Here is a 26,604-nt window from a genome sequence, read left to right as displayed (position 1 = left end):
TTTGCGAACTTTGCGTTTAGATCAACACAACATAACAAAAGCAACTAAACCTTGCACTTAGCCAATATTTCCTTTACTTCCGTTTTGCAGCTTCCACAACCTAAACCTGCTCCTGTGTTTTTGCATAAATCCGTAAAATCACTTACACCGCTTTTAATTGTTTCTTCGATGTTTCCAGCTCCAACTTGGCTGCACGAACAAACTAATTTTCCTAAAACTGGTTTTGCATTTGAGCTTCCTCTTAAAAGCGTATTTCGTTTGTCTGATAATTCGATTTTGCTTTCAATCATCGTTTTAAATTCGGCAAACTCGTTTTTATCGCCCATTAAAATTGCTCCAACCAAAAGATCATCTTTTACAATGCATTTTTTGTAATAACGTTTTTTCAAATCTGCAAAAACAATTTCTTCGTAGGAATCATCATTTTCTGGAATGTTAAGATCGCCAATACTGCAAAGATTAATGTCTTCTAATTTTAAAATATTCATTAAAATCGAGCCTTTGTAATAACTGCTAATATCGCCCGCAAGGAAGTTAGCCAGAATATCAGCTTGTTCTTCGGCGGCAGAAGTGATTCCGAATAACTTATTATCAAATTCTGCTATTTCTCCAATCGCAAAAATATCAGGATTTGAAGTTTGTAAATACTGATTTACCTTTACACCGCGTCCGCAGGCTAAACCGCTTTCGCGAGCAATTTCGATATTTGGGATTGTTCCAATCGTATACACAATTGCATTTGCTGTAATGATTTTTCCGCTCTTTAAAGCAATTTCAATTTCATTCGGATTATCGGTTTCAAAAACGGTGCTGACTTCATTATCAAAATAAATCTGAATGTCACGAAGCTGTACTTCTTCGGCCAATAATTTGCTTGAAATCAGATCCAATTGGCGCTCCATTAAACGTGAAGCTCTCTGAACAATTGTAGTTTTTACTTTTTTATGCTTTAAAGCCGCAGCCAATTCTAAACCTAATAATCCTCCACCAATAATGACAACATGCTGTTCTTCTGGCGGAAGATTAGTGTTGTCCAAATGTTTTTTCAAACGATCCGCATCTTCTTTTCTTCTAACAGTAAAACGTCCAGGAAGATGAAGCTGTGCATTTTCAGGAATAAACGGACGGCTTCCTGTTGCTAAAATCAAAGAATCGAAAGTGTGAATTTCGCCTTGACTGTCAACAATTGTTTTTTGTTTTGAATCTAATTTTTCAATTGCAACGCCTGCTTTCATTGTTATTTTTAATTTATTGAAAGCTTCACCGTCTTTGACTTTTAAAAGCTGTTCCCAACTGAATTCTCCTGTCATGTATTCGGGAAGCAAAACACGGTTATAAAACGGATTCATTTCATTAGAAAAAACAATAATTTCATCAGTTGAATTGAATTCGCGATAGTTCTGAATGAATCGGAAAGAAGCCGCGCCAGCACCAACAATGGCAATTTTCTGAAATGGTTTTACGTATTTTTTAATCGAAACGGTTGTGAACTTAAAATCAGGTTCTTTTGAAATTGGATCGACAACAGTATTCGTTAAATTGTTGGTTCTATTTAAATCATTTTCAAGCTGTTTCCCCCAATGCATGGGTAGAAAAACGACCTTTTCTTTGATCGAATCGGTTACTTTTGCTTTTACGCGAACTTCTCCGTTTTTGCTTGAAACCACCACAATATCTCCATTTTTAATATCGTTTTTAAAAGCATCAATCGGATTTATTTCTAAAACAGGACTTGGAATATGCGTTAACAAACGAGAGACTTTCCCAGTTTTGGTCATCGTATGCCATTGATCGCGAATTCTTCCCGTCGTTAAAATAAAAGGAAATTCGTCGTTTGGCTGCACCGAAGTATTTTCGATTGAAACGGGAAGATTAAAAATCGCTTTTCCTGAAGGCGTATAGAATTTTTTATCGGTAAATAATCGTGGAGTTCCCGGATGATTATAATCTGGAACGGGCCACTGAAAAGTTCCTTCGTTTTTTAAACGATTATAATTTAAAAATGAAATATCAATATTCGTGTTTTTGGTAAGTGCACAATGTTCTTTGTAAACTTCTTCGGCGCTGTTGAAATTGAATCCGTTAAAATTCATTTTTTTAGCAAAGCGAATTAAGATTTCAATATCTGGAAGTGCTTCTCCAGGAGCATTGATTCCTTTTGGCAGATATGAAATACGGCGCTCCGAATTGGTCATTGTTCCTTCTTTTTCTAACCAACCCGCAGCAGGCAATAATAAATCGGCAAATTTGGCTGTATCAGCATTATGCGAAATATCTTGAACAACTACGAATTTTGCATTTTTAAGCGCTTTTTCGGCTCTTCTAGAGTCAGGTAAACTCACAAGCGGATTGGTGCAGATAATCCAAACAGCTTTCATTTTACCAGATTCTAAGGCTTCAAACATTTCTGTTGCCGTTAAACCTGGTTTGTCTGAAATTTCGTCAACGCCCCAAAAATCAGCAACTTCCTTACGATGTGTTGGATTGGCAATGTCTTTATGCGCTGCCAAAAGTGTTGCCATTCCGCCAACTTCGCGTCCGCCCATTGCGTTGGGCTGACCTGTTAATGAAAATGGCCCAGAACCTGGTTTTCCAACTTGTCCAGTTAACAAAGATAAGTTCAGCAATGCCGTATTTTTATCAACGCCAACAGCACTTTGATTTAATCCCATCGCCCAAAGCGAAATAAAACCTTTTGCTTTTCCGATAATATCGGCAGCAAGTTTAATATCGTTTACAGAAATTCCGCAAAGCTTTGAAGCTTTTTCAAGAGAAGTTCCTAAAACAAGGTCTTTATATTGTTTGAAATTTTCGGCGTGATTTTTAACGAAATCATTATCGACGTGACCTTTTTCGATAATGCGTTTGGCAATGGCATGATATAAAATAATATCTGAACCTGGAATAATCTGCAAATGTAAATCGGCAAAAGCAGCTGTATCGGTTCTTCTAGGATCGATACAAATTATTTTGGTTTTCGGATTTTTCTCTTTGTGTTTTTCTAATCTTCTAAAAAGAATAGGGTGGCACCAAGCAGGATTTGCTCCTGTAATTAAAAAAGTGTCCGCCAACTCAATATCATCATAAGCAATTGGAACAGAATCTTCTCCAAAAGTTTTTTTATAACCCACAACCGCAGAACTCATACAAAGTCTGGAGTTGGTGTCTATATTGTTGGTTTTTAGAAACCCTTTTACAAGTTTATTAACTAAGTAATATTCCTCAGTTAGACATTGTCCAGAAATATAAAATCCAACACTATCTGGTCCGTGTTTTTTTATAATAGAAGAAAAAACTGCAGCAGCGCGGTCAAGAGCGGTATCCCAACTGACGCGTTCCAATGGATAGGATTTACTTCCGCGCATTTCAGGGTACAAAATTCTGTCAGAGGTATCATTAACTACGTAGTGCAAGTTCATCCCTTTAGAACATAACATTCCTTTGTTTACAGGATGATCTTTGTCGCCTTCGACCATTACTCCATTTTTTGCATCGTTGGTCACAATTATACCACAGCCAACGCCACAGTAGGAACAGGTAGTTTTGATCTTCGTAGTTTGCATTAGAGTTCTATTTAGAGATACTATTTTTATTGATTGATCTGACTTTAGAAAAGTACTTACGCAAAAATAAGTATTTTTACGTATTAATACGTATTTTTTAGATTTATTTTTTTAATTTTGGTAAAAATAAATGAGGAACAACAAATTAGTTTTTAATGTGCTAAAATTTATGACTCATGAAAGAAGAGCAAACCGTTTGTTATTCCTGCGTCAATGAAAATTGTTTTATCAAGAAACATCTGCATTTAGAACAGATGGCAGGTTATGTTTCTAAAAAACAAAGTATTACTTGTAAAAAAACAGATCAGTTTATTACAGAAGGTGCGCCGTTGCAAGGTCTTTATTTTATTTGCAAAGGAAAGGCTAAAACAGTAAAAACCGGAATTAACGGTCGTGAACAAATTGTTCGTTTAACCGCAAATGGTGACATTATTGGTTTCCGTGGATTTGGAACGAGCAAACGTTATCTCATTGGTGCTTATGCGCTGGAAGATACGGTTTTGTGTAACTTCAGCAACGAAACTATGCAGGAAATTTTACAGCAAGTTCCTGAATTTACTTATGCTTTGATGCTGTTTTATGCGGAAGAATTGAACAAAAGCGAAAACAATATCCGCAAGATTGCACACATGAATGTTCGCGAACGTGTAATTGATTTGTTGCTTTACATTCATCGCAAATTCGGACAAACGAATGGTTTGATTGATATCGAGCTTTCGCGAAAAGAAATTGCAGATTTTGCAGGAACTACAGAAGAACAAGCAATACGTATTTTATCAAGCCTTAAAAAAGAAGCATTGATTAAAACAGAAGGAAAGCGTGTTGGGATTTTAGAAGTTTTAGAGTTGAGATCTGAAATTATGGAGCATAAGTATTTTTAATCTAAGTTGCTAAGATTCTAAGATGCTAAGGTTTTATGTTGATGTAAAAATTTTGATTTTTTTTTTGTAGAGACGCACTGCAGTGCGTCTTTACCGCATGCGTCTCTACCGTCGAGTGTGATTTATTTTTTTCTGCCAATAAATCGAATTACAGAGCCAGTTCCGTTATGGAATAAGCCTTCGTTGAGTTCAATTTCTTTTTCTTCTAATTCAATGATTTCATAATTAGGGAAATCAGCTTTGATTTCTTCTAGTGAAAATAAAGATTCGATATCTTTTGGTCCGCCAACTTTTTCGTTTTTGGTAACGTATTCTAAATGCTTTTTACTGAAAGCTTCAAAAATTAGAATCCCATCTTTTCGTAAAAGTTTGTCAAGTTGTTTATGAATTTCAGATTTTATGGTAGCGGGAAAATGTGCATAGATTAAAGCAATCGCATCAAATTGTCCCTCCTGAAAATCTAAAGTTTCCAGTTCGCCAACTTGATAATCAAGAGAAACATTATTGTTTTCTGCCAAACGAAGCGCTTTGTTTCTGCCTTCTTCGCTAATATCAAAAGCGGCAACTTCCCAGCCTAATTTCGCTGCAAAAATGGCATTTCTTCCTTCGCCTTCAGCAGGAAAAAGAATAGTGCCTGTTTCTAATTTTTCAATTTGTTCTTTTAAATAATTGTTGGGTTCTTCGCCGTATGCGAATTCTTCGCTTTTATAACGGTCATCCCAACGCTGAGTCCAAGTGTTGTTCATTTATTAAATTAAATTTAAAGTTTATTTTTAAGAAACCCACGTTTCTTCAATTTTATCTATTATCCACTTTTGATCTGTTTTTTTTATATAAATTCTAAATCCCTGTCCACAAAGCCTTCCGCATGCAAATCCACCATTTAAAACACCAAATTTTTTATTTTGATCAAATTGTATTCTCGAAAAGAAAATAGCACCTGAAAAATTGAAGTTGTATTTAGTCAGCCAAATTATGCCTCTTTCTTTTGGGAACTGATTTATATGTCGTAGTTCAAATCTGTTATTGAGTTTGATTTTTTGAAAGTCAAGGATGTATTCATTGTAAATTTTTTCTTTTGGAACAAATGCTTTGGTATTTTTAAAGTGTTTTTCAAGATATTCTTTTAAATCTTCGTTGCTATATTCAATTATAGGATTAAATGCTATTATGATTTTAGAAGTGTCCTTTTTAATTTTTTCAGTATTAATTTTCCATTCCAATAATTTTTGTTTTTGCTCTTTTGTTGCTTTTGTGCTGTCAACACCAATATAATGCCCTGTTTTATCAAATATTGATTCACCATACTCAGGAGGAAAGTTAGTAAATAGCCTTGTATCCATGCAAGTTGAATCAATTAAGCTCGGAAAAATTTCGGTCATTACTTTTTTTTCAAATTCCAGATCTGAAATTTCCTTTTTACAGCTTGTAAATAGTATAATAGAAATAATAAATAGTAAGGCTGCGAGTTTCTTCATTATTGTATTATTGATTTGATGTTCAGACATATTTTAAATTAAAGGTCTCAAATTATAAAGTAAATTTAACGATTAAAGGTTTGTGGTCGCTGTACAAAGTCCAGTCTTTATAAGAACCAACTTCCACGCTTTCTAAAGTTTCCATAAAATCATTTGAAGCAAAGCAATAATCAAGATGATAGGGTTTATTTTCATGACGATACAAATACCAAGTTGGATGTTCTTCTTTGCCTTGAATCTGATTGAAGTATTTATGATAAGTGCTAAAAATATTCTTTTCGGCCAATTTATTTACAACTGTTGTATGATTTCCTTCTCTTCGAGGTTTGTCCCAAATCGTATTGCTGTTGAAATCGCCAATTAGTATGGTTTTATTTTCTTTGATTAAATCTTCATAAAAATGAATTGCTTTCCAAATTTGATTTATATAAGCGCCCTCTTTATCTGCGGGATTATTGGCCCAAATAGCAAATAAAGTGAAGTCAATTTTTCCGCCTGTTACGGCAATTGGAAGAATGTTTTTGAAAGTTGGATTATGACATCCTAACAATTGAAATCTATAATCTCCGAATGAAAAAACGCCAATTCCTTTATTAGGATTTGCACCGTACCAAAGAATATCCGAAGGTAATTTTATCCCATCTGGAAATTTGAGTTTTTCAGGATTTTCACACTCAGAAATTACAGCAATATCAGGATTTAAAGCTTGAATATATTGAGCTTTTTTTCTGAATGCCATATTGCAGTTCCAAGCGATGAGTTTCATTATTGTTATGGATTTAAATTGATTTTATAATCCTACTTTTTGCTTTTTTTCAATTTCATTTTTCCATTGTTCTCTGTTCGTTACAACAAATTGTTCTTTTAAACCATTTTCGGTTCTTATTAATAATCCGTTGTTGACCATTCCTAAAGTTTTTTCAAATTCTATTAAAGTAACATCCTTTAAATTAATTATACATTCGTGTTTTTGTATAAAATTAAGGATGTTGGTTTGAAAGATTAGTTGATTATCTGTTAAGTATAGATTACCACCAACTGCAATTCCATTTAAGTAATGATTTGCTCTTCCAGAATAGATTATATTTTTTAATTCTTGAAAATTAATTTCTTTATTGTTTATGTGGGCAAAGATCTTAAAATAAGATATTATTGTAATAAAAATAAACATAAAGACAGCAGTGAAAAGTATAACATTAAAATTATATTCTCCTTTGTGACTAATATAAAGGGTTAAAAAGATACTTGTGCTTAATCCTAATACTAACGAATATTTTAGTCTTTTCACAGTTTTTTGCTTTCAGATTGATTAATAAAGAAAAGTTTTTGTTGCTAACGAAAGTACAAATTATAGCATAATGTTGCTTTCATAATTTCGTCAAAAAAATACCCTTTTCCAAAACTGAAAAAGGGTAAGATATACTATGTTTTAAGTATACTTTTATGAGATTAGCCAACAAATTTAGTTTCGCCACTATTTACATCAATTTCAGCAAAATTATGTTTTCCGATAACGATAAGCAGTTTGTCTGAATTATAACCAACATATCTAATTTCAGGTTCTCCTTTTTTTGGTTTTCCGCAAACAGAAATTACATTGGTTTGCCATTTCAATTTGCTTCTTTTGTAGGCAGAAATGGTTTGTAAATCGTTCTCAACATAATAAACAATGTTGTTTTTCTTGATTCCTCTTTTTTGCGTTTTGGCAAAATTTATTTCAGAATTTTTAGAAATTAAGGCATCATTGTACTTTTGAGCAATGCCTGTTTGCGTGACAATAAAAGTCACCAGTGACAATTTTAGAAATGGTTTCATTAGGATAGAATTGGGGGTTCATAATCGCTTCAAATATAAATAATTAAAACAAATAATGAAGTTTTTGAGGATGAAAAAAAATCCCTTTTTCCGAAATGGGAAAAAGGGATTTTTTATGGGTTAATTTTAAAGAAAAATTATTTTTTCCAACTAAAAATTTTCGGATTCACAGAAACCATTAACCATGCCCAATTGTTGGTATGGCCAGCGTCTCCAGTTTTAATAAACTCCATAGTTTTTGATCCGAACATTTGAGAATAACCGCCTGTAACTGTAATATCTTTTTTGAAATTATATCCAAAAGTTGCATCAATCTCAGTTCCTAAGTAAGAATCTAATTTTTCATTTAATGGCGTAACAACATCAGCAGCAGCTAGAAAAACGTGCGGAATCAAAGCAAATTGCCATTTGTTGACATTGTAATTCAATTTGATAAAAGCATCTTGCAAACCAACATTGTTTAAGTGATTTCCAACATAAAAATAATCCATGTAACCGTTGAATCCGTGGTTGGTTCCAAAAATTGGGTTGAAGGATTTGATTACAGTACTTCCATCATTTGTTGCTTTTCCTGATAAAAACTCATAGCCTAAACCAGCTTTAAAAGAATCAGTTATGTTATAATTAAAATTTGCGGCAGCATTCCAAGCGCTTACTTGCAAATCGGTACTTTTTCCTGTTTGCCCGTATACCCAAAAGTTACTATCGATTTTACTTGTTTTATAAGTCAAATAAGGACCAAAAGTCTGTTTGTAATCAACTAATAGTTTTGCATCGGCATTTGCGTATTCGTAACCTGTGTTAAGCAATAAAAAGCTTGCGCCTAATTTTTCATTAAATTGGTTATGATACCAAGCGTATTGCATTGCTTTATAATTGGCAACGGTATATGGAGTTTGTACAACATTCTCTGCTGTTGAATTGTAAGCACCTCCAAAATCTAATTTTTGAGTTTCATCATGAAAAGAAACCGTTAACGCATCGTGGCTTTGACCTTGCTGCGCCCAATCCATTTCACCCAAAATACGCTGATTATCATAAGAAAGAACCTGACGTCCTATTCTTGCACTCCATTTTTCAGTGAAATTATATTGTGCCCAAGCTTCGAAAACAGCCACTCCATTTTTATCGGCAACCGTTGCAGGAGGAACATCTCCCCATGTTCTTGTGTTTTGGAAAGTTAATTTTACAATTAAATCGTCTTGTTTGAAATTGATTCCTAAACGAGAACGCTGCGAAATTTGAGAAGTTCCTTTTTGTCCTTCTTGTAAAAGTTGTTTGTAACCGTTACGATATTCAAAACGTGGCCTAATTTGCAGATTTACATCTAATTCTTGAGCTTGGATTTCAAAACTTAATCCTACGATAAGTATTAAAATTAGTTTAAGTTTTTTCATAAAATTCTTGTATTTATATCGAAGGTAAATTTATAAGAAAATGCCGTCATAAACTATGATTAAGATCATGTTTCTAATTTTTTTTTAATCTTAGTCTAATAAGCAGGCTCTAATTTTGCTTTACTTATTTTAACTTCTTTTCCCTTAGATAGTTGTGTAATAGTGTAATGCATCCAAACTAAGCAGACAGTTGAGAAGATTAAAATAAAAATCCATGAACTTGACCAGATTCCTGTTGCAGTTAATAAGTATCCGAAGATAATTGGTCCAAAGAATCCGCCTAAACCGCCAATCATTCCAACCATTCCGCCCACAACACCAACTTCATTTGGGAAGTATTCTGGAATATGTTTGTAAACCGCTGCTTTTCCGATTCCCCAAGAAATTCCAATTAGAATTACTAAAATTAAAAACACCCACATATTAGCATCAAATTTAATAACGGTAACTCCTTTGGCTATCAGTTCTTTTTTAGCTACACTTTGATTATGTGTTACTACAACATCTTGCCAGCTTGTAGAAGTGGGAAAAATAGCATTTTCATTACCATTGGCTGTTTTTTGCGCAATTGGATACTCTTTATCTCCAATTTTTACGGTTTTGTCGCTGATTACGTTTACAACGCCTTTTTTTGCTGCTAAGATTCCAGGTCCAGAAGTGGTTATTTCCATTTTAGGAATCGACAATAAAGCACTCAAAATTACTGAAGAGCCCAAAACCCAATACATTACTTTTCTAGCTCCGAATTTATCAGATAAATAACCTCCGAAAGCTCTGATTACTCCAGATGGTAAACTGAACATTGTTGCAAACAATCCTCCCATAACCAAACTCGTTTGGTAAACATTCATGAAATTTGGCAACAACCATTGAGAATAGGCCACAAAACATCCGAAAACTAAGAAGTAATAGGCTCCAAAGCGCCAAACTCTTTGCGATTTTAACGGGGTAAGCATTTGTGAAATAGTTTTACCGTTGCTTTCTATTTTCTTGTTTTGAGCGAAAATTAAAAACGCAACCCCAATTACAACCAAGGAAATAGCGTAAATAATTGGAAGAAGTTTCCAGCCATTTTGTGGATCATCAATAGAGAAATGGTTTAACAGAGAAGGCGCTAAAAAAGTGGTAATTGCTGCGCCTGCATTTCCCATTCCGAATATTCCTAAAGCGCGTCCTTGCCATTCTTTTGGATACCAGATAGACGTGTAGCCAATTCCAACTGCAAAACTGGTTCCGACCATTCCGAAGAAGAAACTAAGCACGGCAAACATGAAAAAACTGTCGGCGTAGGGAAGGAGGAATAACGGAATTGAGCTTAGAAGCAGTAAAAGTGAAAAAACATATTTTCCGCCAAATTTATCAGTTAAAATTCCGATTGGAAGACGCATGATTGAACCTGTTAAAATTGGAATGCCCAGAAGCCATCCAACTTGTATAACATCCCAATGGAAAATTCCGTTATCGACTAAGAAGGTTACCAGAACCCCGTTTAATGTCCAGCAGGCAAAACACACTGTAAATGCCAATGTGTTCAAAAATAAAATTTTGTGTGATTGCGATAGTGAGTTTGTATTTTTCATAGCACTTATATTTTTATGTAAAAATAAGTACTATAACTTAGTTAAAACCTGCTAAAACGCAGTTTTTGAAAAATAATTACGTATTTATACGTATTTTTAAATTAAAGAATACTCAGTCGCTTTATTTGAAAGTTCCATTAGGTTTTTTACTTTCAGTTTTTTCATCAAGTTGAAACGGTGCACTTCGGCAGTTCTTTTACTGATGTCAAGCGCTTCGGCGATTTCTTTGTTTCCTTTTCCTGATAAAAGAAGCGTCAAGATTTCTTTTTCTCTTTTTGTTATCATCATTTCTTCACCCAAGGTTTGCTTAGGTTCTAAAGATGGCGATGAATTAGTGAGTTGACTGATTAAAATGGAAGAAATATCACCGCTGAAATATTTGCCTCCACCAGCAACACTGTGTAAAGCTTTTAGGAATTCTTCTTTGCTCGAACCTTTCAGTAAATAACCATCGGCGCCAGCTTTTATCGATTTCAATACATATTCTTCTGATTCATGCATAGAAAGCATGATGATTTTTACGTTGTTATTCTCGCTTCTAAGTTTTTCTACTACCTCGATACCCGTTAAGTTGGGCATACGAATATCTACTATAAGTAAGTCTGGCTGCGTTTTTGCAACTACTTCCAGAGCGTCTGCACCATCGATTGCTTCACCTACAACCTCGATGTTTGCTTCATTTTCCAGTAAGGATTTGATTCCATCTCTAACAAAAACATGGTCATCTGCCAATACTACTCGAATGATATTGCTCATAGTTTACTTAATTTTGATTCTCGATTTTTACGTATATTCATCTAAAAAGAAGATGCTAATATACGTACTTTTTTTATTTAAAATTCCAAATTTTTGAAATTCCAAACTCCAACATTAAAAAATCATTAGAAAATTAATTCCAATATCAAAATTCCAAATTCCAAATCCCAATTGTACGCAGTACTGTCAGGCTGAGCGGAGTCGAAGCCCGCGCAAAGAAATTCTACAATCTAAATCACTAATTTTTGCACGCAGATTCCGCAGGTTTAAGCAGATTTTTTTGTTCTAAAACTGTTAAATGATTTTTAAATATTGTGGATTTAGATTGCGGAGTTTCTAGTGCGATCCTTCGTTCATCAGGAGGACAAAAAATGCTGGAAAGATCTTGTGTTAAACTTAAATCATCTTTTGAAAAACAACTGCCCGCGAGAGGGATAGGAGCAAGCTACCGAAGTAGCGCGGATAGCCCGACAGCATCCCGATAAGAGGGCGAATAAACACACAGCAATTTTAGCCCTCTTATCGGGATGGTGGCTCGCCCAAATTAAGGAGAAATGAGATGATTAGACAATGATTTTGTCGATTTACTTTGCGGTGGCTTCGACTCCGCTCAGCCTGACAAATGGAAGTTCGACTTTTAGGTAAAATTATCTAATTATCAAATTGCCACATTATTTTAGTATCGGAATATTAAAAGTAATTCTCGTTCCTTCGCCTGGAATAGAGTTCATGAAAACACGGCCGTTGATGTATTGGATTCTTTCTTTCATGAATAAAAGTCCCATTCCAGATTCGCTGTTGCGTTTTTTGTCAACTGAATTCACATCGAAACCTTTTCCGTTATCGTCTACGATGATGCTTAAAAGTGTTTCGCTGTGCGAAAGCTGTACAATAATATGTGACGATTCTGCATATTTAATCGCGTTGTTGATCGCTTCCTGTGTGAGACGGTAAATGTTGATTTCGATTAAGGAATCTAAACGCTGGTCAAAATCGGTTTTGTTGTAAAATAGGATTTCTTTTCCGGTTAGTTTTGAAAGTTCTTGAGTGAGTTTTGCTAAAGAAGAAACGATTCCATGATCACTTAATTCTGGTGGCATTAGGTTGAAAGTTGCCGTGCGCACACCTTTGATAATATCTAGCGAAAGTTTCTTTAAATACTCAATTTTTTGTTCTGATTTTTCTCTGTCATCTAAATTGATGCTTTCTAAACTAAATTTTAAACCTGTAAGCATTTGACCAATTCCGTCGTGAATTTCTTTGGCGATTCGGTTTTGTTCGTTTTCCTGATTTTCAACAATTTTGCTTGAAATAATCTTTTGCTGATTGATTTTTTCAGTTGTATTTTCAAGGTTTAAGCGTTCTACTTCGCGCTGTGCTTTTTTACGTTCAGTGATATTGAAACAAACAATCAAAAGTTCCAATTCGTCTTTTTTGATCATTACGGGAACCATCGACAAATCGAGCCAGATTTCTTTTTCGTCTTTATTTATAATTTTGATTTCGCCTTGCCAGCCACTGCGTTGTTTTTCGAAAATTAAACGGTCAAAATTAACCTGTTCTTTTTCATCTTCGGTCAGTACTTCGGAGAATTTTTTGTTAGATAAAAACTTAGTATAATTTAAAAGTTTGGCAAATTTTTCTCCGATATGAATGATGGAGCCGTCTGGTGAAATTCGGCAATACAGCAAAGTATTTTCCATTGCGTAATTGAGCGATTTTAATTCTTTTACCGAATTTTCTTTGATTTCACTAATGATTTCGGTGTCGTATGCGAGTTTTAAGGCTTTCTTTTCAGAAGATAAAAGTTGGGCAATTAACCTTTCGATTTTCTTGTTGGTTGGTTTGAAAATGAAGAAGAATTCTAGAAGAAGAACTAAAAGTGTAAAACCAAAAATCCAATATTCGATTCGGCGCTGTTCGGTTACTTTTTCGTGCGCTTCAAGATCGTATTGGGTTACAATTTGATTCATTTTTGAAAGGAAAACGCCTTCGTTTTCTAAAATAATCTGAACCAATTTTTGATTTTCAGAAGCCGATTTTTTCTGTTGCAGATTTAATAAAAAAGAATCTGTAGTTTGCGCAATTTTATTGAAAATCGGATTGATTTCAAGATATAATATAGAAAGTGTTTCTGATTTTTCTTTTGGAAAAGCTAAACTGTCACTGCCGTTTTTCAGTGCGTTTTGGTTCTTTTTCCAAATTTCTAGAACTTCTTTTAAATGCGAAGTTTTTTTGGCTGTAGCCGAATCAGAAACGTAATGTAAAATGAGAACTTCTTTTACAATTTTCTGGCTTAGCATTCTTTGTTTACCAGAAAAATTGATAATCTTAGAATCGCTTAACTGCTGATTCAGATTGTATTGTACTAAAAACTGACTTATGATTATAGTTAAGGCAATAGTAAGAAGCGCAAAAAAATACAGACGGCGTAAATTTTTGAAAGTGATTTTTTCTGCAGCTTCCTGATTGCTTTTTTTCATTCGAAGATAATATTTGTCTTTCTATAGGAAAATGGAATTCGCTTTAGCTCATTTCATATTTTTTTTACAATCCTAAAGAAGCTTTTATTAGGTTTAAATTTTCTTCAGAATAATTGATTTTTAAAGCTTCCTGATGCCCTTTGTCCGACATTTTATCCCAAGTTTTCTTGATGATATTTTTTAGCTTTTCTTCATCATGTTTGTGGACGAAAGGTTCTAAATAATATTCTAAAAATACCAAACAAATTACATCTTCCAGCAATTGGGTTTCGGCATCTTTTTTAAGTAGTTTTTTTTCAATTAAGAACGATACACGATCTATGAAAGTCTGATCATATCCAGCTTTTTCGAGAATTTCAGCAGTAGTTTTTGCATGGAATTTTTTCAGTTCTTCTCTCCATTTTAAATAACCTACGCGATCTATTGGGTACGATTCTCGGGCCACTTTCCATCGGCAGATGTGCTGTGCTTTTGATGCAATCTGGATTTCTTCGGATGCATTGGGTTCAAACTGCATTAGTCTTTCGTACATCCTGTTTGAATACAATAATTCTTTTGGATATTCTTTGTTTTGGTCTAATTCGATGTTTGGATCTTGTGCGTTTTCAGCATCAATCCATTCGCTTGCTTTTTGAAAAGGTGTAGTCATTTTTTGGTTTGATAATAGAATTTCAAAGATACGGAATTATGTTTTTTTTCGTCACGAATTTCACGAATTAGCACGAATTATTGTTTTTGTTTTTTTGCCACAGATTAAAGGATTTTTTGGATTTAACTTGGTGTTTATTTTTTTTCCGCCACGAATTCACGAATGAAAACGAATTATATTAGTGAAATTAATGACACAAATTGTACACAAAGATTCGTGAATTCGTGGCGGAAGAAAATATCCATTTAATCTACAAATCCAACAAAAACTTCATCTTCGACAATCTTAATAGGATAAGTGGCAATGCTGTATTCTTCGCCGTTTAAATTTGAACCATCAACTAATGAGAAAGTCTTTTTATGCATTGGGCAGGCGATTTTCGGAATATCATCTGCAGATCCTGTCATTCCTCTTGAAAGCACCATTTCCATTTTGTGCGGACAAGCATTTTGACAAGCGTACCATTCGTTGCGACGTGTAAAATTAAAAATCGCAATTTGTTTGTTTTTGTATTTTATACAGCCTCCTCGGTTGGTTGGAAAATCTTCTACTTTACCAGCTTTGAACCAAATTGTTGCATCGCTTGCGTGAACTGTTTCGTATTGATTTAAGATTTCTTCCATTTTGATTGAGTTTTTGTTTCCTGTTTCTTAGCCCTCTTTTTACAATCAAGAGAGATTTGATGGCGCAGTAAAAAAGAGGGTAAGAAGGACAGCAAACGTTAAATGATTTTTTTTCTTTTTTTGGAGCTTTTGGTGTTTTGCCGCGAAGTCGCAAAGGCGCAAAGTTTTTTCTTTAAGTTTTTATAATTTGACTTCGTGACTTTGAGTCTTTGTGGCAAGATATTTTTTTAAGTCCAAGCTTTTGGCATTTTTTGATCTCTTAACGGAACAAAAGCGATGTTATCGTCTTTCTCGTCTGAATTCACAAAATGATTGAAGCGTTTTAATAATCTTGGTTTTTCCAACACTTGTTTCCATTCGCACTCGAAAGTGTTTACTAAAGTCTGCATTTCAGCTTCAAGAGTTTCACAGATTCCTAAACTGTCTTCGATGATTACTTGTTTTAGATAGTCTAAACCTCCGTCCAGTTTTTCTAACCAAGTTGAAGTTCTAATTAGCGGGCCAGCGGTGCGGATGTAATACATTAAGAATCTATCCATATATTTGATTACTGTTTCTTTATCGATTTTTTCGGCTAATAAAACCGCATGTTTTGGATTGGCACCACCATTTCCTGCGATGTATAAATTCCATCCACCTTCAACGGCAATTAATCCGAAATCTTTTCCGCGGGCTTCGGCGCATTCGCGAATGCAGGCTGAAACGCCACCTTTTAGTTTATGCGGAGAACGGATTCCTTTATATCTGTTTTCTAATTCTATTGCAAATCCAGCGCTGTCGTCCATTCCGTAACGACACCAAGCATTTCCAACACAGCTTTTTACAGCACGAAGTGATTTTCCGTAAGCGTGGCCGCTTTCAAAACCATTATCAATTAAGATTTTCCAGATTTTTGGAAGATCACTTAAATGCGCTCCGAATAAATCAACTCTTTGTGCTCCGGTAATTTTAGTGTACAAATCAAATTGTTTTGCTACTTCGCCAATTACGATTAGTTTTTCTGCTGTAATTTCGCCTCCTGCAACTCTTGGAACAACAGAATACGTTCCGTTTCTTTGAATATTTGCTAAAAATCTATCGTTTGTATCTTGAGTAGTCACGTGCTTGTTCGCAGTATCATTATAAATACTAGAGAAAATTGAAGCAACAACTGGTTTGCAAATTTCGCAGCCGTCACCTTTTCCGTGATGGTCTAAAACGTCGTAGAAATTCTCGTATTTGTTGATTTTTACCAAATCGAATAATTCCTGACGTGTGTAGCTAAAATGCTCGCAAATAACTTCTTTTACTTCTTTTCCTAAAGATTTTTGAGTCGCTTTTACCAAATCAGAAACCATTGGTTTACAGCCTCCACAGCCAGAAGTTGCTTTTGTTGCTTTGACAACATCTGAAAGTGTAGCACAAGATTCGTCTAGAATTTTACAGCAAATAGAACCTTTCGTTACGTTTTCGCAAGAACAGATTACAGCTGTATCCGGCAAATCCATTACACTTCCTAAAGAAGAACCTTCAGAACCATCGCGAGAACCTAAAATCAAATCTTCAGGATTTTTTGGCAATGCCATTTCGTTGATATAAATCTGGAAAAGTGAATTATAATCGCTGGAATCACCGACTAAAATTCCGCCTAATAATTTTTTAGAATCTTTGGTAACGTTGATTCTTTTATAAACACCGCTTAATTTATTTTCATAAATAATAGCTGTAACGTCATTGTTTTCAACAAAAGGATCACCAAAACTCGCAACTTCAACACCAATTAATTTCAATTGTGTTGACATATCGATGGTTTCTCTCATGGTTTTATCACCATTTAAGATTTGCTCAGCAGCTACATCGGCCATTTCGTAACCTGGAGCAACAAGTCCGTAAATGTTATGGTTGTAAAGGGCGGCTTCACCAATCGCAAAAATAGAAGGGTCTGATGTTCGCATTTGATTGTTTACCACAATTCCGCCTCTTACGCCAACTTCAAGTCCAGAAACTCTTGCCAGTTCGTCGCGAGGTTTAATTCCAGCAGATATAACCAACATGTCTACTTTTAACAATTCGTCGTTTGCAAACATCATTCCTGTTATACTTTCCTTTCCGTCAATATATTGCGTTGCTTTGTTAAGATGGATTCTAATGTTTAATTCTTCGATTTTTGACTGAAGCATATCACTTGCGCCTTGATCTAATTGTCTTGGCATCAAACGCGGAGCAAATTCCACCACATGCGGATTCAATCCTAAATCACGAACTGCTTTTGCAGCTTCAAGTCCTAATAAACCGCCACCTAAAACAGCTGCTTCGGTTGCGCCTTTTTGTTTTATTTTTTTGGCGTAGGCCATAATAGCGTCAAGATCTTCGATAGTTCTGTATACAAAAACACCTTCTTTTTCGACACCTTCAATTGGCGGAACAAAAGCCGAAGAACCTGTTGCTAAAACTAAGTAGTCGTACGTATGTGTTTTGCCTAAATGTGTATGTATTGTTTTTACATCACGATTAATATCTGTAATTAGTTCAGATGTGTTTAGAATAATATTGTTTTCTGCGTACCATTGGCTTGTTGAAAGTGATAGATCGTCTGCTGTCTTTCCGCCAAAGTACTCGCTTAAGTGAACGCGATCGTAGGCGCGTCGTGGTTCTTCTCCAAATACTGTGATTTGATACTTTTCTTGTCCTGATTTTGCAACAAACTTTTCGCAAAATTTATAACCAACCATGCCGTTTCCAACTACTATTACTCTAATCATGATTTCTTTAATTAAGTATTACTACGCAAATATAAGTATTTATACTTATGAAAATACGTAAACAAAATATTTTTTAAGTAGTAAGTAGGTTCGGTTTACTACGTATTTTGTCTTAATCTTTTACGTGGTGCGGGTTTTGAACAATTTGTTCCTTACTTAGTTTTTTTAAATTTGAAAGGATTCTAAATAAGCGTTTCGAAAAAATATCGTAAATTCATAAGAATTTTATAGATGTTTTATAAAAAGAATATTTTTTAAACTAAGATCTTATGAAAAAATTACTTTCAATATTGTTATTAGCAGCTTTAATAATCGGCTGTAAAACGACTGCAAACAAAGAATCTGGCACAACATCTTCTGTAAGTTCTACAGAAGAAGATCTAAAATATTATTTTAAAGGGACTGGAAATGAGCCATTTTGGGGAATCAAAATGGGGAATGAAGAAATCGTTTTTACGTCATTAATTCCTGGAAAGGAAAAAATCACTTTTCCAGCAGTAGATGCAATTAGGGCTATGGATGCCAATGTGAAAATGTATCAAGTAAATAATGAAAATACTTCGGCAACCATTACGATTCAGCAATTGGATTGTCAGGATTCTATGTCTGGAGCGATTTCTCCTTACAGCGTAAAAGTCGAAATCAGAAATAATTTGGAATTAGAAACGAAGAAATTAAGCGGTTGCGGAAAATATCTCACCGATTATAGACTTCACGATATTTGGGTTTTGGAAGAATTGAATGGCTATAAAGTTTTTGCAACCGATTTTCAAAAAGAATTTCCGAGACTTGAAATTAATTCTGCCGAAAATAGATTCTCCGGCTTTGGAGGCTGTAATTCAATAACGGGACAAATCTTTTTTGAAAAAGATGTTTTGCGTTTCACTAAAGTGATTTCAACTTTAATGGCTTGTCCGCAAGGAAATAAAGAAGGTGAGTTTTTAAAAGCTTTACAAAGCACAACAACATATTCTATTGGAAATAATCAATTGACTTTGTCGAATCCTTCTGCGAAATTGGCTGTTTTTAAGAAGGTAGATTAGAGTTTTAAAATGTCCTATTGTATCTAAAAAAAAGCCTATTCGGCTCTTGTTTATATTAGCACTAAAATATTTTTGTAAAATAAAACTTATAATATTTATTTTACATGAAAAGGATTTTAATGTTATTAATTGCAATGGTGTTAGTTTGCAGTTGTAAATCGACTAAAGAAACGAAAACAACAACTTCTGCTAGTCAAGATTTAGTGGAAAAGAAATTACAGCAAACTTGGATTTTGGAAAACTTAAACGGGAAAGTTATTACTGATAAAGAATTTTCAAGTTCTCCGAAAATTGTAATTACGTCCTCTGCATTTTCTGGATCGACAGGATGTAATGCTTTAAAGGGTAATCTAGTTTCAAAAGGTGATGGAAAAATTCAATTTTTAAACTTCACAACAGAAACTAAAAAATGTGATGCAAAAAAAGAAGGTGAATTCACGCAGTTGTTAAAAACGACATCTGGTTATTCTATTAAGGATAATAAACTTTTCCTTTCAAACCAATTTGGACTTACAATGTCTTTCAAAAAGGGGTAATTAAAAATGAAAGGCTTCGATTTATTTCGAAGCCTTTTTTTATGTTTTGTTTGTCATTCCGAGGAACGAGGAATCTCCGTAAGAAACTCGACAAAGATTTTATACCTTTCTGTACGGAACTACTTGTGGAGATTCCTCGTTCCTCGGAATGACAAAATTGCGCTGATTTATTCTAATTCCTTTGGGTCTTCATTTTCTGATTCTTCTTCAATAAAATCCAATTCCAAAGCTCTTACGCTTTGAACCGCATTTCCAGCAATACCACGAATTGAACCGTACATTCCTAAAGTATTATGAACTACTTTTTCGATTTGTTTTTCGCGCTGTTTCCAAATTCTCTGCATTGCTCTTTTTTCAGAATCCAGATCGCTTTGCATTTGAGTAAAACCTTCTACAATTCCTTCAATCTGCAAGCGAAATTCGTTACTTGTAAGGAAATCATATAACATAGACATTTTATCGCCTTTATTTTCCTGTGCCTGAACCGCTTGATTGATCTGAATTAAAGATTGACGCAACACAGCGCTTAAGCCTTTAAATTCTTCATAGGTACAAATCCAGATCCCGTCGCGCATTCCCATTCGGTCCATTCCCGAAGGCATAATTTCAGTAACCAAAACCCCAATATTGGCTCTTTTGGTTCTAATATCATTTTTAAATTTCTCGATCCAAGAAGGCTGAAACGCTTTTGTTCTTTTACTTTCGTAATAAATAGAACCGCAATTTTGATGTTCTCTTGTGTTTACAACTTGAAGACAATCGGCGCCGTTTGCACCTTTCTTAATTTCATCAATACTATCAAGAGGGAAATTATTGGCAAGCCATTCTTCAATCGCCAATTCCATTACTTCGCCCTGCAATTGCATAGAACCTTGTTCTTGCTTACGTTTCATTTCTTCAGTCAGCTTTTTTTGTTCTTCAAGCTGTTTCTGAAGTTCTTTGAATTTTAATTCGTTTTTATCGTCTTCTTGTTTTCTGATTTTTTCGCGTTCCAGAGTCAATTGAACATTCAATTGTTTTTCGGCTTCGGCCTGAATGGCATCTTTCATTTCCAGTTTTTCACGCTGTAATTTTGCGATTTCACCTTCCATTTTATTTAATTCCCTGATTTTTTCCGATTTTTCAGAGAGTTCTTTTTCCATTAAAAGCAAACGATCTTTGTTTTCTTCTTCAAGTTTCGCTTTTAGTTTTTCTGAAATTTCTTTTTCGGCCGTTTTTTTCTCGCGCTCCAAACGTTCAGCAAAAAGTTCGTTTTCCTGTTTTTTCTTCGCTTCAAATTCGGACTTGGCTTTTTCCAATTGTTCGTTTTTAAGCTCTAATTCACGGTTTTGAACATTTGCTTTTTGCTGAAATTCTTTACGGATGCTGTCTTCCAACTGATGTTTTAAAACATCATTGACATCGATAGGAGTTCCGCAGTTTGGACACTGAATTGAAGATTGCTCGGCCATTTTATATTGAAATTTTATTGTAGAATTTGAATTTGCTAAGATATTTAAAAGTTCTCTTTTTGTGGTGTGGATTTCTGTACTAAATTGTAACGATTTTTTGTTATAGCCACAAGGGCGCTAAGACACAAAGTTTCTTATGATTTAATCTCGCAAAGTCGCAGAGGCGCAAAGTTTTTTGCCACAGATTAAAGGATTAAAAGGATTTATTGAATTGCCTCCAGCTAAAGCTGGAGGCAACTTATAAATAAAAGCTTTGCGACTTCGCGACTTTGCGAGATTAAAAAAAAAATTGCGTCTTAGCGCCTTTGCGGCAACAAAAACTCAACCGCAGATCGAGTAATCTCAGATTCATCTTCTTTTGCGGTGATAATTGAAACATTCGTATATAAATTCACTTTTTTCAATTCAATAAAACCAATTTCAGGATCTTGATTGTTTTTGGCAATGTTTGACGGAACAATTGAAATTCCCAATCCGTTTTTGACCAATTGTACGATGGAGTTGATGTTATTCGCTTCATGAATAATTTTTGGCGTAAAGCCATAAAAAGCACAAAGCTCCAATAAGACTTCGTGGTAATGCGGTGCATAATCTTTATTGAAAAAGACGAATGTTTCGTCTTTAAGTTTTAAAATATCATTTTCTGATTTTATCTGAAAAGAACTTTTATTATAAACCAACGAAAACCCATCTTTAAACCATAAATGTGATTTTATTTTTGCAGAATGAATGGGCGATCTAATTATTCCCATTTCAATTTTTCCTTGCTCTAAAGCATCAATTTGTTTTGTGGTGGAAATCTCGAAAAGTTTGAAATTGACATACGGAAATTGTGCTTTCAAATGTTTTATCAAATCTGAAATGACAGAAGAATAAATCGAACTGATGTAGGCAATTCTAAATTCGCCTGAGACGTTTTCTGCAATCTTTTTTGTTTTGATTGAAATGCGTTCCAGATTCTGAAAAAGTCCTGTTACTTCTTCTTTAAAATATTTTCCTGCTTCGGTAAATTCTACTTTTTTATTGTTTCTGATGAAAAGTTTTGCCTGAAGTTCATCTTCTAGCTCTGCTATTTGTCGGCTTAATGGTGGCTGCGAAATAAAGAGTTTTTCTGAGGCTTTGGTAAAGTTCAGTTCTTCAGCGACAGCTAAGAAATATTTTAAGTGACGTAATTCCATGATACCTTTAAAGTATTATTAATTGATAAAAATAGTATTTTTAAAGTATTTATGAAAGAGGTAGTTTTGGTTTTAAGTTAAATGTTAGAAGTGAAACGTTAAAAGTGGGAGAGCTGTAACGAATAATTCATAACAGTAAACTTGTAACTTTTAAGATAAATTAAACTCTCGCAGATAGGGCAGATGTGGCAGATTGTTAGTTTTAGATAAATCATCTTAATCATAATAATATCCCGATCATATAATAGCAAAAAGATTCGCTCCATTTGTTTAATCTGCGAGAAAAAAAACAAGGGCTATGAATAAATCAACTATTGAAGAAATCAAAGAACGATTTGACAATGATGTCGAACGATTTTCAAACTTAGAAACAGGACAAGTGGCCACAATCGATGCTACTATTTCTTTAGAATTAATAACCGAAGCTTCAAAACGAATTGTTCCAAATGCTACAACTGTTTTAGATGTTGGCTGTGGAGCGGGAAATTACACGTTAATGATGTTATCTAAACTACCGAATTTAAATTGCACTTTGGTCGATTTGAGTTTGCCGATGTTGGATCGCGCTTTCGAAAGAGTTTCGGCAGTAACAAATGGAAAAGTAGAAATTAAACAAGGAGATATTCGAGAAGCAGCTTTAGAAGAAAATAGTTTTGACATTATTTTGGCTGGTGCTGTTTTACATCATTTGCGTGATGATAACGATTGGGAAACGACTTTCACTAAATTATTCAAATTATTGAAACCAGGCGGTTGTTTGATGATTTCTGATTTGATCACGCAAGACACCGAATTATTGAATGAATATACTTGGCAACGTTATGGCGAATATTTAGAAGAAATAGGAGGGGCAGAGTATCGTCAGAAAGTTTTGGATTATATCGAAAAGGAAGATTCGCCAAGATCTATGAATTATCAGTTAGATTTAATGAAAAAAGTGGGTTTTTCAAAAGTCGAAATCTTACATAAAAACATGTGTTTCGGAGCTTTTGGCGGTATTAAATAAGATTCTATTCGCCACGAATTCACGAATTAGTTTAAAAATCTTTGCGTATAGATTAAAAAAATAAATTCGTGAATTCGTGGCAGAAAACCTTTATAGAATCTGAGCAGTTTTGTAAACCTGAATCGGAGTTGAAACTAGACTTTCGGTTTTTTTGATGAACTCTTGTAAATAAGATTGATTGTTGTGCAGGTCTAATCCTGGCTGATCTTTCCATTCTTCCCAAAGAATAAAAACATTTTCGGAAGTGTGTAAATCGTAACGAATACAGGCTGCTTCTTTTCTAGTTTCAGAAACTAGATTTGTCAGCAGGTTTTGAACTTCATTTAAATGCTCTGGTTTACTTTTTAAAATTGCTGTAATCGAAATCATAATTATAAGTTTTTAAAAGTTTGCTCTAAATGTTCGGTGTATTGTTTTTTAAAGATAATAATATTTTCTGGTGTTGCGCCTTTTTCTACATCATGAAAATGGAAGCCGTTTATTTTTTCCATTCCTGTAAATTTGTTCATTTTGTGGAAGCCAAACATTACGCCATCATCAACAGAAGTTTCTTCGAAGAATTCTCCTGGAAGTGTAAAAGCGGTTGCAGGTGCATTCCAGCTTGTAGTAAGCATGTATTTGCGTCCGTGTAGAAGTCCGCCCGTTCCATAATTGATGTCTGGGTTTACACGGCTTCTTCCGTCGCTTTTATAAATTCCGTTGTTGTGTCCTTGTGTAAAAACGTCATCGATATATTTTTTGAACAGATTCGGAATTTGAAACCACCAAACAGGTGTATGATAAATGATTAAATCTGCCCAAACGAATTTTTCTACTTCTTTTTGAAGATCTATTTCGTCTTCAATGTGAGTTGTTTTTATTTCGTAATCGTTGTTTTTAGAAAGAAATTCAACTGTCCAGTCTTGAACTGTTTTGTTGAATTGTCCTCCTGAATGAGCGAATTTTTGCCCGCCGTTAATTATAAATATCTTTTTCATTTTACTTTATGTTGTTATGGATACGTGACGCGTGAGGGATTGAGGCGGTATCCTTTTGCGTAATGAAATGGAGCAAAAGATATAGCCGAAAGCCCGACCCGGAGGGACACGCCCAAATTCTAATTATTTAATTTTGAGATTTTTTTAAACACATAGAAACATAGGTTTTTCTTTCTTGGAAAAGAGAACGGAAAGAAACTAGTTTCTAACACATAGTAAAGTTTGTCATTTCGAGGAACGAGAAATCACACTCGTTGCTCGCCAAAGATTGGCGACTTAGTTTGCGGAGTTTCTAGTGTGATTTCTCGTTCCTCGAAATGACAAATTACGTTGACTATGTTTGTTAATGTAAGTGAAACGCCTTTATAGACAAAGTAAAACTATGTTTCTATGTGTTTAAAAAGAGAATTATTTTATTTTAGCAATTGCCTGATTGATAAATTCCAATTCTGAAGCTGATAGATCGAAATTCATTGTTTTGGCGTTTGAAATGGCTTGTTCTGCGTTTCTTGCTCCCGCTAAAACAATTGCAATTCCTTTTTGTAAAGATGTCCAGCGTAAAACTAATTGCGATAAGCTTGCTTCTTTTGCATGTGCTAAAGAAGTTAATTCTTCAACTAAAGTTTTTACTTTTTGAAGATCAAACTGATTGAAATAACCGTTTCTATGGTCGTTTTCTTTTAATTTGCTGTCTGTGAAATATTTTCCAGTCAACAAACCTCTTTCCATTGGACTGTAAGCAATGATTCCGATGTTTTCTGCAACTGTAAAAGGAATTAATTCTTCTTCAATTTTACGGTTCAGCATGCTGTAGGCTACTTGATTTGAAGACACTTGAATCGTTTTTTGTGCTTCCTTAATTTGTGCAACATTGTAATTGCTTACTCCAAAAGCTCTGATTTTTCCTTGCTGAATTAAGCTTTCTGCGGTTTCCATTGTTTCAGAAATTGGAGTTGTTGAATCTGGCCAGTGAATTTGCAGTAAATCGATATAATCGGTTTGAAGGCGTTTTAAGCTTTCTTCAACTTCTTTAATTACGTTTGCTTTTGATGAATATTTGTAAATCGGAACTTTTTTTCCATTATCGTCTGCGTCAAAAAAGAAATCGCCTTTTCCGTTGTTGCTTCCGTCCCAAACCAAACCGAATTTTGTAAGTAACTGAACTTTAGAACGATCTTGACTTTTAATAGCTTCTCCGATCATTTCTTCGCTTAAACCAAATCCGTAAAAAGGAGCGGTGTCGATTGTTGTAACTCCATGATCGATTGAAGCGTGGATAGAATCGATTGAATCTTTCTTTTCTGTTCCGCCCCACATGGTTCCGCCAATAGCAAATGCACCATACGTAATAGCTGATAATTCAAGTTCTGAGTTGCCTAATTTTCTATATTCCATGATTGTGATTTTTTGTATTTAAAATTGATGAGGCAAAATTATACTGTTTTTATCATTCTTATTTGGTATATATTTGTCTTTTTTAGGTATATTTGCATCTTCAAATAAATAGAATTATGAAAAAAGAAAACTTATATGAACCTTTTACGGTTTCTTTTGAAACGCTGAATGAATATCCAGATGTAGGAGATCGTCATAATTTTTTCGAACTGGTTTACATTTTGAAAGGAACAGGAAGACAGTGTATTAATAAGAATATTTTTGAGTATGATCCAGGACATTTGTTTTTATTAACGCCCGAGGATTGTCATAATTTTACAATTGAAACCGAAACGAAATTTTTCTTTTTAAGGTTTAATGATATTTATTTGAAAAATTCTAGTCTGCAGAATGAAAATATTCAGCGATTGGAATATATTCTTCAAAACGCCAATCACCAGCCAGGCTGTATTTTAAAAAATGATCCTGACAAATGTTTGGTAAAGGTTATGATTGAAGCCATTTGCCGTGAGCATCAGGATAAAGACGTTTACAATCAGGAACTGATTCAGCAGTTGGTGAATACGCTGATTATTATCGTGGCGAGAAATATTGCGAAATATCTTCCAGAACAAATAACGATAAATACGGAAGCAAAAGCGATGGATATTCTGCAATATATTCAGAATAATATTTACTATCCTGAAAAGATTAAAGCGGAATCTATAAGCGATTATTTTGGGATTTCGAATACGTATTTAGGACGTTATTTTAAAAAACATGCCAGTGAAACGATGCAACAGTATATAAGTAATTACAAAACAAAACTGATTGAACATCGTTTGCAATTTAGCGATAAGCGTATTAACGAAATTGCGTATGAGTTTGGTTTTACGGATGAAAGCCATTTTAATAAGTTTTTTAGAAAACAGAAAGGATATAGTCCGTCTGAGTTTAGAAAAACGATTAGATTGAGTGCTTAATGTTTGTTCGCCACGAATTCACGAATTTGCACTAATTTTTTTTGGCCACAGATTAAAGTGATTAAAAAGATTTTTTTTGTTTCGCACAGA

23 protein-coding genes are annotated in these 26,604 nt (G+C 34.2%); 5 read left to right on the top strand and 18 right to left on the bottom strand.

The genetic code is table 11. The features are described 5' to 3' along the window. Positions 1 to 44: 44 nt before the first annotated feature. Positions 45 to 3,563, bottom strand: coding sequence for a molybdopterin-dependent oxidoreductase (locus AC3Y25_RS08765; RefSeq protein WP_489902472.1), 3,519 nt, complete (start codon positions 3,561 to 3,563; stop codon positions 45 to 47). Between the two features lie 176 nt (positions 3,564 to 3,739). On the opposite strand from AC3Y25_RS08765, the gene AC3Y25_RS08760 reads away from it, so the two are divergent. Then, positions 3,740 to 4,444 (top strand): Crp/Fnr family transcriptional regulator, encoded by a 705-nt coding sequence (locus AC3Y25_RS08760; protein WP_489902471.1) that lies wholly within the window; start codon positions 3,740 to 3,742, stop codon positions 4,442 to 4,444. A gap of 122 nt (positions 4,445 to 4,566) precedes the next feature. On the opposite strand, the gene AC3Y25_RS08755 is transcribed toward AC3Y25_RS08760, so the two are convergent. The 12 genes from AC3Y25_RS08755 to nirB form a co-directional block, all read right to left on the bottom strand. Further along, positions 4,567 to 5,190, bottom strand: a complete 624-nt coding sequence (locus tag AC3Y25_RS08755) for a class I SAM-dependent methyltransferase (protein ID WP_489902470.1) — start codon at positions 5,188 to 5,190, stop codon at positions 4,567 to 4,569. Positions 5,191 to 5,217: 27 nt separating this feature from the next. After that, positions 5,218 to 5,922 carry a hypothetical protein gene (locus AC3Y25_RS08750; RefSeq protein WP_489902469.1) on the bottom strand — a complete coding sequence of 235 codons (705 nt, stop codon included), beginning with the start codon at positions 5,920 to 5,922 and terminating at the stop codon, positions 5,218 to 5,220. A gap of 52 nt (positions 5,923 to 5,974) precedes the next feature. After that, entirely contained in the window at positions 5,975 to 6,688 is a 714-nt protein-coding gene (locus tag AC3Y25_RS08745) for an endonuclease/exonuclease/phosphatase family protein (protein ID WP_489902468.1), read from the bottom strand. Positions 6,689 to 6,712: 24 nt separating this feature from the next. Next, positions 6,713 to 7,210, bottom strand: a complete 498-nt coding sequence (locus tag AC3Y25_RS08740) for a GRAM domain-containing protein (RefSeq protein ID WP_489902467.1) — start codon at positions 7,208 to 7,210, stop codon at positions 6,713 to 6,715. Positions 7,211 to 7,371: 161 nt separating this feature from the next. Next, a complete protein-coding gene (locus tag AC3Y25_RS08735; RefSeq protein WP_095930462.1) occupies positions 7,372 to 7,737 on the bottom strand; it encodes a hypothetical protein in 366 nt (121 codons plus the stop codon). A gap of 137 nt (positions 7,738 to 7,874) precedes the next feature. Further along, on the bottom strand, positions 7,875 to 9,134 hold the full coding sequence (locus tag AC3Y25_RS08730; RefSeq protein ID WP_489902466.1) for an alginate export family protein: 1,260 nt from the start codon (positions 9,132 to 9,134) through the stop codon (positions 7,875 to 7,877). 95 nt (positions 9,135 to 9,229) lie between these two features. Beyond that, complete coding sequence (locus tag AC3Y25_RS08725; protein ID WP_489902465.1) at positions 9,230 to 10,714, bottom strand: MFS transporter; 1,485 nt, start codon at positions 10,712 to 10,714, stop codon at positions 9,230 to 9,232. A gap of 96 nt (positions 10,715 to 10,810) precedes the next feature. Continuing rightward, positions 10,811 to 11,470 carry a response regulator gene (locus tag AC3Y25_RS08720; protein WP_489902464.1) on the bottom strand — a complete coding sequence of 220 codons (660 nt, stop codon included), beginning with the start codon at positions 11,468 to 11,470 and terminating at the stop codon, positions 10,811 to 10,813. A 671-nt stretch (positions 11,471 to 12,141) separates the two neighbouring features. Then, positions 12,142 to 13,953 (bottom strand): ATP-binding protein, encoded by a 1,812-nt coding sequence (locus AC3Y25_RS08715; protein ID WP_427874614.1) that lies wholly within the window; start codon positions 13,951 to 13,953, stop codon positions 12,142 to 12,144. Between the two features lie 64 nt (positions 13,954 to 14,017). After that, a complete protein-coding gene (locus AC3Y25_RS08710; RefSeq protein ID WP_489902463.1) occupies positions 14,018 to 14,602 on the bottom strand; it encodes a DUF4202 domain-containing protein in 585 nt (194 codons plus the stop codon). A 245-nt stretch (positions 14,603 to 14,847) separates the two neighbouring features. Then, positions 14,848 to 15,225 (bottom strand): nitrite reductase small subunit NirD, encoded by a 378-nt coding sequence (nirD, locus tag AC3Y25_RS08705; protein ID WP_008468748.1) that lies wholly within the window; start codon positions 15,223 to 15,225, stop codon positions 14,848 to 14,850. Positions 15,226 to 15,452: 227 nt separating this feature from the next. Further along, positions 15,453 to 17,966 carry a nitrite reductase large subunit NirB gene (gene nirB, locus AC3Y25_RS08700; protein ID WP_489902462.1) on the bottom strand — a complete coding sequence of 838 codons (2,514 nt, stop codon included), beginning with the start codon at positions 17,964 to 17,966 and terminating at the stop codon, positions 15,453 to 15,455. A 269-nt stretch (positions 17,967 to 18,235) separates the two neighbouring features. On the opposite strand from nirB, the gene AC3Y25_RS08695 reads away from it, so the two are divergent. Continuing rightward, a complete protein-coding gene (locus tag AC3Y25_RS08695) occupies positions 18,236 to 19,009 on the top strand; it encodes an META domain-containing protein (protein WP_489902461.1) in 774 nt (257 codons plus the stop codon). Positions 19,010 to 19,113: 104 nt separating this feature from the next. After that, positions 19,114 to 19,545, top strand: a complete 432-nt coding sequence (locus AC3Y25_RS08690) for an META domain-containing protein (RefSeq protein WP_489902460.1) — start codon at positions 19,114 to 19,116, stop codon at positions 19,543 to 19,545. A 167-nt stretch (positions 19,546 to 19,712) separates the two neighbouring features. Here AC3Y25_RS08690 and AC3Y25_RS08685 read toward each other — a convergent pair whose 3' ends face one another. Continuing rightward, the gene (locus AC3Y25_RS08685) at positions 19,713 to 20,996 is read right to left on the bottom strand and encodes a DUF2130 domain-containing protein (protein ID WP_489902459.1); all 1,284 of its coding nucleotides are present in this window, start codon (positions 20,994 to 20,996) and stop codon (positions 19,713 to 19,715) included. 296 nt (positions 20,997 to 21,292) lie between these two features. Continuing rightward, complete coding sequence (locus AC3Y25_RS08680; protein ID WP_489902458.1) at positions 21,293 to 22,174, bottom strand: LysR family transcriptional regulator; 882 nt, start codon at positions 22,172 to 22,174, stop codon at positions 21,293 to 21,295. Between the two features lie 298 nt (positions 22,175 to 22,472). Here AC3Y25_RS08680 and AC3Y25_RS08675 point away from each other — a divergent pair, with 298 nt between their 5' ends. After that, positions 22,473 to 23,180, top strand: coding sequence for a class I SAM-dependent methyltransferase (locus tag AC3Y25_RS08675; protein ID WP_489902457.1), 708 nt, complete (start codon positions 22,473 to 22,475; stop codon positions 23,178 to 23,180). 90 nt (positions 23,181 to 23,270) lie between these two features. On the opposite strand, the gene AC3Y25_RS08670 is transcribed toward AC3Y25_RS08675, so the two are convergent. The 3 genes from AC3Y25_RS08670 to AC3Y25_RS08660 form a co-directional block, all read right to left on the bottom strand. Then, a complete protein-coding gene (locus AC3Y25_RS08670) occupies positions 23,271 to 23,549 on the bottom strand; it encodes a putative quinol monooxygenase (RefSeq protein ID WP_379795327.1) in 279 nt (92 codons plus the stop codon). A 2-nt stretch (positions 23,550 to 23,551) separates the two neighbouring features. Beyond that, a complete protein-coding gene (locus AC3Y25_RS08665) occupies positions 23,552 to 24,157 on the bottom strand; it encodes an NAD(P)H-dependent oxidoreductase (RefSeq protein ID WP_489902456.1) in 606 nt (201 codons plus the stop codon). Between the two features lie 408 nt (positions 24,158 to 24,565). Continuing rightward, positions 24,566 to 25,552, bottom strand: coding sequence for an aldo/keto reductase (locus tag AC3Y25_RS08660; RefSeq protein ID WP_489902455.1), 987 nt, complete (start codon positions 25,550 to 25,552; stop codon positions 24,566 to 24,568). Positions 25,553 to 25,668: 116 nt separating this feature from the next. Between AC3Y25_RS08660 and AC3Y25_RS08655 the strand changes: the two genes are divergently transcribed. Next, complete coding sequence (locus AC3Y25_RS08655) at positions 25,669 to 26,514, top strand: AraC family transcriptional regulator (RefSeq protein ID WP_489902454.1); 846 nt, start codon at positions 25,669 to 25,671, stop codon at positions 26,512 to 26,514. Positions 26,515 to 26,604 lie beyond the last annotated feature (90 nt).

The sequence above is a fragment of the Flavobacterium sp. LK-23 genome (assembly GCF_058135255.1).
The sequence above is the reverse complement of the archived record's forward strand: the minus strand, read 5'-3'. Positions and strand labels throughout refer to the sequence as shown.